This is a genomic window from Aurantimonas sp. E1-2-R+4, from assembly GCF_036549515.1.
In the GTDB taxonomy this organism is placed as follows: domain Bacteria; phylum Pseudomonadota; class Alphaproteobacteria; order Rhizobiales; family Rhizobiaceae; genus Aurantimonas; species Aurantimonas coralicida_A.
Window position 1 is genome coordinate 1 of sequence record NZ_JAZHLK010000088.1, and the last position, 6,413, is coordinate 6,413.

A 6,413-nucleotide genomic window follows, 5' to 3' on the forward strand; every position below is an offset into this window, starting at 1 on the left:
ATCTCTCGTCATGGCGTTGCTCTCCTCAGTGGAATCGGCACCCCGAGCCTAACGGCTCAAGGCGGGCAACGCCGCCCACTTCAGAGTTTCAACAGAGACCGGGACATTCCCTCCGGATCGGCATGGCCGAGCGTCACCGAAGCCAAGCCGTTGTTGAAGTCGACATAGGCGTTGCCGTCGACGTCCCAGACGGTCGACCCCTTGCCGCGCTGGATGAAGAAGGGCGATACGCCACGCGGGTATTGCGTCAGGCTCTTGGAGAAGGTCTGTGACGCGAGCGGGATGACTTCGAGGGCCGCCTCCAGCATGTCTTCGGAACGAGAATAGCGGAGGCTGTGAGGGTGAGTCTGGTCCATCTAAAATTCCAAAGTGAGCGTGTGCCGTTATGCGAAGGCTAGAGCCAGGCCACCGTATGCCCGGCTTTTTCGGCCGCGCGCGCCGAGGGGACGTTGTCGCGGGCGATCCGAGCCAGCTTGGGTCCAAACATCTGCCGTGCCAAGATAAGCATTTTCAGGGCAATGCCCTTGCCTCGGAAATCGGGAGCCACCGTGTAGCTGATCTCGTCGCCATCTATACGAAACGTGCCGACGCAGTGTCCTTCGATTTCGGCGATATGAAGCAGGGGATCGGCGCGCCCGAGTCTTCGTTCCAGCCATGAACGATGGGTATCCCAGTCCACAGTGGCGGAATTGACGGACATTCGACGTGTGAGCGGATCGTTCCGCCAGTTGAAAAGCAAGCGGGCATCTTCCATTGTCGCTAACCTTATCATCATGGGGTTTGATATCCCTGATTGCGGGGGATGGCAGAATTTCCTCCGGCAACCGCCGCATTTTCCTCCAGGAAGCGCAAAATCGCGTCCGTTCCAAACTCCGGATTGCCCGGATAAAGTGCCTCGTAGACGGCCGATACCATCGCGAAGTCGGACGGCTCGTCGACCGTCCAGCGTAGCGCCGACAGATCCTCGCCATTCTCGAAATTGCCGAGACGGAAGCGCTCCGGCTGGCGATGCAGGAACGGCATCACATGCTCCCGGTCGACCGGTGAGGTCGCCTCGCGCCATGCGGTCGCCAGCGCCGCGAACGTCGCAACCTCGACATCGAGGCCGTCCGGAAAGGTCGGCTTGATGGTGTTGGAGGCGTAGTCGTAATCGCCCTCGACGGCGTAGCGGACGACGGCGTCGACGACCGTCCAGTCGGCCAGCGGACAGTCGCCGGTCAGCCGGACGACGTGGCTTGGCTGGTAGGGCTTTGCTGCCTGGTAGAAACGATCCAGAACATCATCGAGGCTGCCGCGATAGACCGGCACGCCGCATTCGGCGCCAACCGTTGCGACCGCATCGTCCGCGTCATGGTCGCTGGTTGCCAGCACCAGCGTTTCGAACGATTTACAGCGGCGGATCCGCTCGATCTGGCGGGCGAGCATCGGCTTGCCGAGGATCGGCTTGACCACCTTGCCGGGCAGCCGCCGGGAGGACGCGCGTGCCTGAATAACAGCGATGATCATGCCAAATCCTCCGGCAACGCTCCAAGTTCGATCAGGTCGCAGGGTTCGCCATCGAGCATGTAGTGAAGGCGACGCCGCCCTTCCTCCTTGTAGCCCAGCTTCAGGAAGGCACGGCGCGATCCTTCGTTCGGCGCATACATTCCGGCCGCCAGCTTGCGCACACCGAGATGCGCGAAGGCGTGGCGGCTGACCGCGGCGATCGCCTCGGCCGCGAACCCCTTGCCCCAGCAGTCGCGCTCGCCGATCAGCAGGCTGACATCGGCGACACCGTGGTGGGCCCGAATGGGGCCGACCTTGATATTGCCGATATGCCGCCGGTTCTCGTTGAGGAAAATTCCGTACAGAAACTCATCGGAACGCGCGTTCACCGCGGCGACGAATGCCCGCACGCTGGCTTCGGTCTGTTCCCGCCAGCGGGTTTCCAGAAAGCGGGCCACCTGCGGATCGTTCAGCCAGCCGACATAAGTGTCGCCAACATCGTCGACCGCGAGTTCGCGCAAATGCAGACGCTCGGAGGATATGACCGCCATCTCACACCTTCTTGAAGTTCAGGCCATGATTGCTGAGGAAGGCCTTGGCGCGGATCGGATTGCTGTCGGAGAAATTGAACAGGCTGCCACAGGCCAGCGCGCTGACGTCGGTCGCGAGAAAGGCGTCCTTCATCTGCTCGTAATTCCCGGAGCCGCCCGCCGCGATCACCGGCGCCGTCGACACCGCCATGACGCGCTGGGTCAGCGCGATGTCGAAGCCCTTCATCATCCCGTCGCGGTCGATCGACTGGATCATGATCTCGCCGGCGCCCGCCGCGATAATGTGCTCGACGTGCTCCTCCAGCCCGACATGCTGGGCGCGCCGGCCGCAATCGCTGTAGAGCACGTAGTCGCCGCGCTCCTCGTCGAAGCGCACGTCGACGCAGACCACCACCGCCTGGGCGCCGAAGGTGTCGGCGGTCTTGGTGATGACCGACGGGTCGCCATAGGCGATGGAATTGACGACGATCTTGTCCGCCCCGTTCAGAATCAAAAAGGCCGCTTCCTCGGCCGTGGTGATGCCGCCGCCCATGGCCATCGGCATGAAGCAGACCGTCGAGACCTCCTTGATCAGCTTCTGCAGGTCGGCGACCGAACGGCGGTCGCGCGAGATGTTGAGGAAGATCAGTTCGTCGGCATATTGCGAGTTGTAGACGGCCGAGCTCTTCACCGGATCGCCGACGTCGCGCCAGCGGTCGAATTGCACCGTCTTGACCAGGCGGCCATCGACGAGCAGTTGGACCGGGATGATTCTCTTCTCCAGCACTGGCCGTCCCAATAGCAGAAATTCTCGAGCAGCTTCAGCCCGTTGGCCTGGCTTTTCTCGGGGTGGAACTGAAAGCCGACGACGTTGTCCCGGCCGACGATGGACACGAAGTCGGTGCCGTAATTCGTCGCCCCGATCCAGTCCGCGTCGTTCTCGCAGTGCATGGCGTAGGAGTGGACGAAATAGAAGTCGCGCCCCTGCTTGATGCCGTCGGTGACGGGGTGGGAGCGGCGCAGGTCGACCGTGCTCCACCCGACATGGGGGAGCGGCATGCCGGGGCCGCCCGGCAGCCGGCTGACGGTGCCCTCGACGAAGCCGATCCCGTTTGTATCGCCGCTTTCGGTGCTTCTGGTGGCCAGGAGTTGCATGCCGACGCAGATGCCGAGCGTCGGTCGCCCGGTTAACGCGAAGGCGCGGATCTTGTCCGGTAAGCCCTTCGACTCCAGATGCGCCATCACCGCCTTGAAGTTGCCGACGCCTGGCACGATGAGATGGGTCAGGTCGTCGAAATCGGAACTTTCGTCGACCATCACCGGGTCGAAGCCGAGTTCGTACAATGCGTTCCAGGCGGACTGAAAATTGCCGATGGGCATCCGCAGGAGGCCGATGTTTTCCATGATTCTTCCCGCGCTTTCAAAAAGCGCTGTCGCTTGGGACCGATCGGATGATGCCGCTGCAGGTCGTTTCTATAGATCGGTAGCACAGTCTCGGCAATCCCGCGGCCGCTGGGCAGCCCGGTGGGTCGAGAGCCGCTTGTCGTCGTGTGGGCGGAAAGGCGGCGGCGAAATTTACTCCGCTTCCAGTGCGGCGACGATCCGCTCGACGCCGCGCCCGTCGGTGACCTTGGCGGCGGCGAAACCCATCGCCGCCAGTCGGTTCCGGTCGCCCGCCAGCCGCCGCACTGCCTTTTCCACATCCGCCGCCGTGACGTCAGGAATGCCGCCGAGCAGCTCGGCTGCGCCCGCATCGACCAGAGCGGCGGCATTGCCGGCCTGGTTATCGGCGAGTTGCAGGAGCAGGGCCGGCTTGCCGAGACAGCAACGTTCATAGCTGGCGCTGCCGGGTGCGCCGATCACCAGATCGGCCTCGGCGGTCAAGGCGGCCATGGTGGCGGCGTCGGCGTCCGTGACCAGACGCCAGGAGGGTGCGCCGCCGCGCAAGAGATCGGCCACCGTCGCGGCGTGTGGCGCGCTGGCGCCGAGCACGACCACGACGTCGATCATCCCGGCCAGCGGCAAAAGGCCCGCGAGCGTTATTCCGGTCGCGTTGGGCGCATCGGTCATGCCGAAGGTTACCAGGGCGGCGAGCCGATCGCCGCCGGCTTTCAAAGGCCCGGATGCGCGGCGTCGGCGAAAGGGCCCGCGAAGCATGGCGTAGGAGCTACCGCACATCAGCTTCGCGCCCGACGGAACCAGGCCGGCATAGTCCTCGGCCCGGCGTCCGTGTGTCGTGTCGACGAGATGGGTGCAATGGTGACGGCGATTGGGAAAATCGTCGATCACGAGGATCCGACGCGCCCATCCGTTGGCGGCCTGCTCAAATGCTTCGCCCAGTCCATAATGATCGACGACCAAAAGATCGATGCCGTCGGGCCATTCCGCCCGGAGGCGCGTGCTGTCGGAGGGATCGCAGCGCAATCCCGTCAAGCTCGCCGGAAAGGCTTCGCCGAGTTCGCGCACGGTTCGCGGCGTCGCGTCGGACACTGCGAAGCGAACGGCCCAGCCCGCCTCCCGCAGCGCCCCGGCGAGCGCCATGCAGCGGACCACATGCCCGCCGCCGATCGTCTGCGACGCATCGCACCGAAAGACGGCTGTCCCCGTCATTCCGCAAATCCCAGCAGATACATCCCGGCTGGCTCCTCGTTCCGGCCCCGGCCGCCACTCATGTGGCAACCTCGGTCACGCTCATATTCGATTCGCCGCGCATGAGGAGATCGTAATCACGGATGTTGAGATGGACGTTCACGCCGGCGAAAGAACTGGCGAGTCGGATGTCATAGGTGACGGCGCTCGCCGTCGCCGGCTGGTCGGCGAATTCGATCGCCGCCTGGTGGGTGATGAGGCGCGAGTTCGACGGCGTATCTGCAAGCATCTGGTGCTGCATGAACACGCCGGCCTGTGATGGCCAGACCTTAACGCCGTCCCGATAAACGCCGACGCGCGGAGCAGTCGACCAGAAATTGGCGCCGAGAACGAGGCTTGCGCGTACGATTATCGTCGAGTCCGCCGCGAAGGGCGTGAGTGTGACCGAAAGGCCGGTGACTTGCGGCGTATCGAGAGTGGTCGTGAATCCGGTCGTCAGACGCGCGGAGACGACCTGCAAGATATGGCCCGGCGCCTGGACGCCTTGCGGAAACGCCGCGCGGCCCGTCGCTCGATCGAGCTTCATCGCCTCGCGCCAGATGGCGCCGTCCGGGCTGACCTTGACGGAAAAATCCTCGTCCCCTGCCAGGCCGAACTCGGCGCGGCCGGAAAATCCGGTCTGAAAAATCAGGCTCGCGGTGTCGGCTATGGCGGCCTTGTTCAGCACCATCCGGTGATCTCCCCCATCATGGCTGAACAGACTGCCGGGCGATGCGACGGCAAGCCGGTTGGTCGCGTCGGCCGATGTGCTGATCCCCACCGTATCGGGAGACATATCCCCCGTTGCGAGCGCGCCGAGCGGCGCCCATCCTGCCTGATCATAGACATACAGCTGAGCCGAATCCTTCACCCAGGCACGCATTCCGTTCGCCGGTGGCAAGAACCGCCAGCCCCCCGTGCTATAGACCGCAATATTGCCTGATTCGCCTGTCCAAACGCCGGTAGCGGCTGGCGGGACAACGAAGCGTGTCCCCTCGGCCGGTGTGACGGGAGGATCCAGAACGGTCGCGCTTTCGACCATCAGTTGGACGGCAATGTCCAGAATGTCGATTGCTTCATTGTGCGTCACATGTTTTTGTGCCTGAGCCGGCATGACGTAGGGGAGGCTTAGGTTTGGCGACAGTTCCATGAGATAATCTCCAATTGAAGATCGGAGTCTACGAGGAGCCGTCCTCGAGGGGATAAAAATTTTGCCGGATTCCTTATGTTGCCTCGACCGACATAGTGAAACGCCAATGGTCTCCGACATCCGATTCGTCCATCGACGTGTGTGACCGGTAGATGCATGGCCCCGGCGCTGGCTGACTTTCCCATCAATTTTGCGCTCACGACAAAGAATCTTACCAAAGGAAAAGTTTTACGATCAACGCGTCCATGTCTTATCCACTAGGGGGGCGAAGTGATCGGCGAAGCATCATTCGTGAAACACGTATGGTGATATTTTCGCCAAATATCTAGAGAACGGGATTGGCCATGTCTCAGTTAAATTACTCGAGTCACCTACGTCTTTCTGCCTCCAAGCATGCGTTAACGGGTGCATTGGTGGCAGCAGGCGTAATTCATCTATATTTGCTGGTAGTCGCTCTCGATTCCATGTTCTTTTTTCTTTCTGGATTCACCACGGGTTCTCCGGTTATAAGTGTCGGTCCACAAAGAAGTTGAATGATATGAATCGTTTGTGATTCCATGCTGTTGATTTGATTCGACGAGGGCATGGAAGCGATGTGGACGAAAGCAAACCGCGGGAAA

9 protein-coding genes are annotated in these 6,413 nt (G+C 62.2%); all 9 read right to left on the reverse strand.

Features of this window, described 5'->3' with window-relative positions:
* Positions 1–80 precede the first annotated feature (80 nt).
* Positions 81–356, reverse strand: a complete 276-nt coding sequence (locus VQ045_RS20835; RefSeq protein WP_331831482.1) for an aminotransferase class III-fold pyridoxal phosphate-dependent enzyme — start codon at positions 354–356, stop codon at positions 81–83.
* 38 nt (positions 357–394) lie between these two features.
* Positions 395–775, reverse strand: a complete 381-nt coding sequence (locus VQ045_RS20840) for a GNAT family N-acetyltransferase (RefSeq protein ID WP_331831483.1) — start codon at positions 773–775, stop codon at positions 395–397.
* Positions 772–1,506 (reverse strand): glycosyltransferase family protein, encoded by a 735-nt coding sequence (locus VQ045_RS20845; RefSeq protein WP_331831484.1) that lies wholly within the window; start codon positions 1,504–1,506, stop codon positions 772–774. The genes VQ045_RS20840 and VQ045_RS20845 overlap by 4 nt, the downstream gene beginning before the upstream one ends.
* A complete protein-coding gene (locus VQ045_RS20850; RefSeq protein ID WP_331831485.1) occupies positions 1,503–2,036 on the reverse strand; it encodes a GNAT family N-acetyltransferase in 534 nt (177 codons plus the stop codon). Before VQ045_RS20850 ends, VQ045_RS20845 begins: the two co-directional genes overlap by 4 nt.
* A 1-nt stretch (position 2,037) precedes the next feature.
* Positions 2,038–2,802 carry an imidazole glycerol phosphate synthase subunit HisF gene (gene hisF / locus VQ045_RS20855; protein ID WP_331831486.1) on the reverse strand — a complete coding sequence of 255 codons (765 nt, stop codon included), beginning with the start codon at positions 2,800–2,802 and terminating at the stop codon, positions 2,038–2,040.
* Complete coding sequence (hisH, locus tag VQ045_RS20860) at positions 2,703–3,419, reverse strand: imidazole glycerol phosphate synthase subunit HisH (RefSeq protein ID WP_331831487.1); 717 nt, start codon at positions 3,417–3,419, stop codon at positions 2,703–2,705. The genes hisF and hisH overlap by 100 nt, the downstream gene beginning before the upstream one ends.
* A gap of 171 nt (positions 3,420–3,590) precedes the next feature.
* Positions 3,591–4,625 (reverse strand): UDP-2,4-diacetamido-2,4,6-trideoxy-beta-L-altropyranose hydrolase, encoded by a 1,035-nt coding sequence (pseG, locus tag VQ045_RS20865; protein WP_331831488.1) that lies wholly within the window; start codon positions 4,623–4,625, stop codon positions 3,591–3,593.
* 58 nt (positions 4,626–4,683) lie between these two features.
* Positions 4,684–5,793 (reverse strand): DUF2793 domain-containing protein, encoded by a 1,110-nt coding sequence (locus VQ045_RS20870; protein ID WP_331831489.1) that lies wholly within the window; start codon positions 5,791–5,793, stop codon positions 4,684–4,686.
* A gap of 430 nt (positions 5,794–6,223) precedes the next feature.
* Positions 6,224–6,413, reverse strand: a 190-nt coding sequence (locus VQ045_RS20875) for a hypothetical protein (protein ID WP_331831490.1), incomplete at its 5' end; no start/stop codon positions are given.

What these genes read in the sequence shown, in the direction of transcription:
- VQ045_RS20835 (WP_331831482.1), bottom strand. Translation starts at nt 356, where the DNA reads ATGGACCAGACTCACCCTCACAGCCTCCGCTATTCTCGTTCCGAAGAC.
- VQ045_RS20840 (WP_331831483.1), bottom strand. Translation starts at nt 775, where the DNA reads ATGATGATAAGGTTAGCGACAATGGAAGATGCCCGCTTGCTTTTCAAC.
- VQ045_RS20845 (WP_331831484.1), bottom strand. Translation starts at nt 1,506, where the DNA reads ATGATCATCGCTGTTATTCAGGCACGCGCGTCCTCCCGGCGGCTGCCC.
- VQ045_RS20850 (WP_331831485.1), bottom strand. Translation starts at nt 2,036, where the DNA reads ATGGCGGTCATATCCTCCGAGCGTCTGCATTTGCGCGAACTCGCGGTC.
- hisH (WP_331831487.1), bottom strand. Translation starts at nt 3,419, where the DNA reads ATGGAAAACATCGGCCTCCTGCGGATGCCCATCGGCAATTTTCAGTCC.
- pseG (WP_331831488.1), bottom strand. Translation starts at nt 4,625, where the DNA reads ATGACGGGGACAGCCGTCTTTCGGTGCGATGCGTCGCAGACGATCGGC.
- VQ045_RS20870 (WP_331831489.1), bottom strand. Translation starts at nt 5,793, where the DNA reads ATGGAACTGTCGCCAAACCTAAGCCTCCCCTACGTCATGCCGGCTCAG.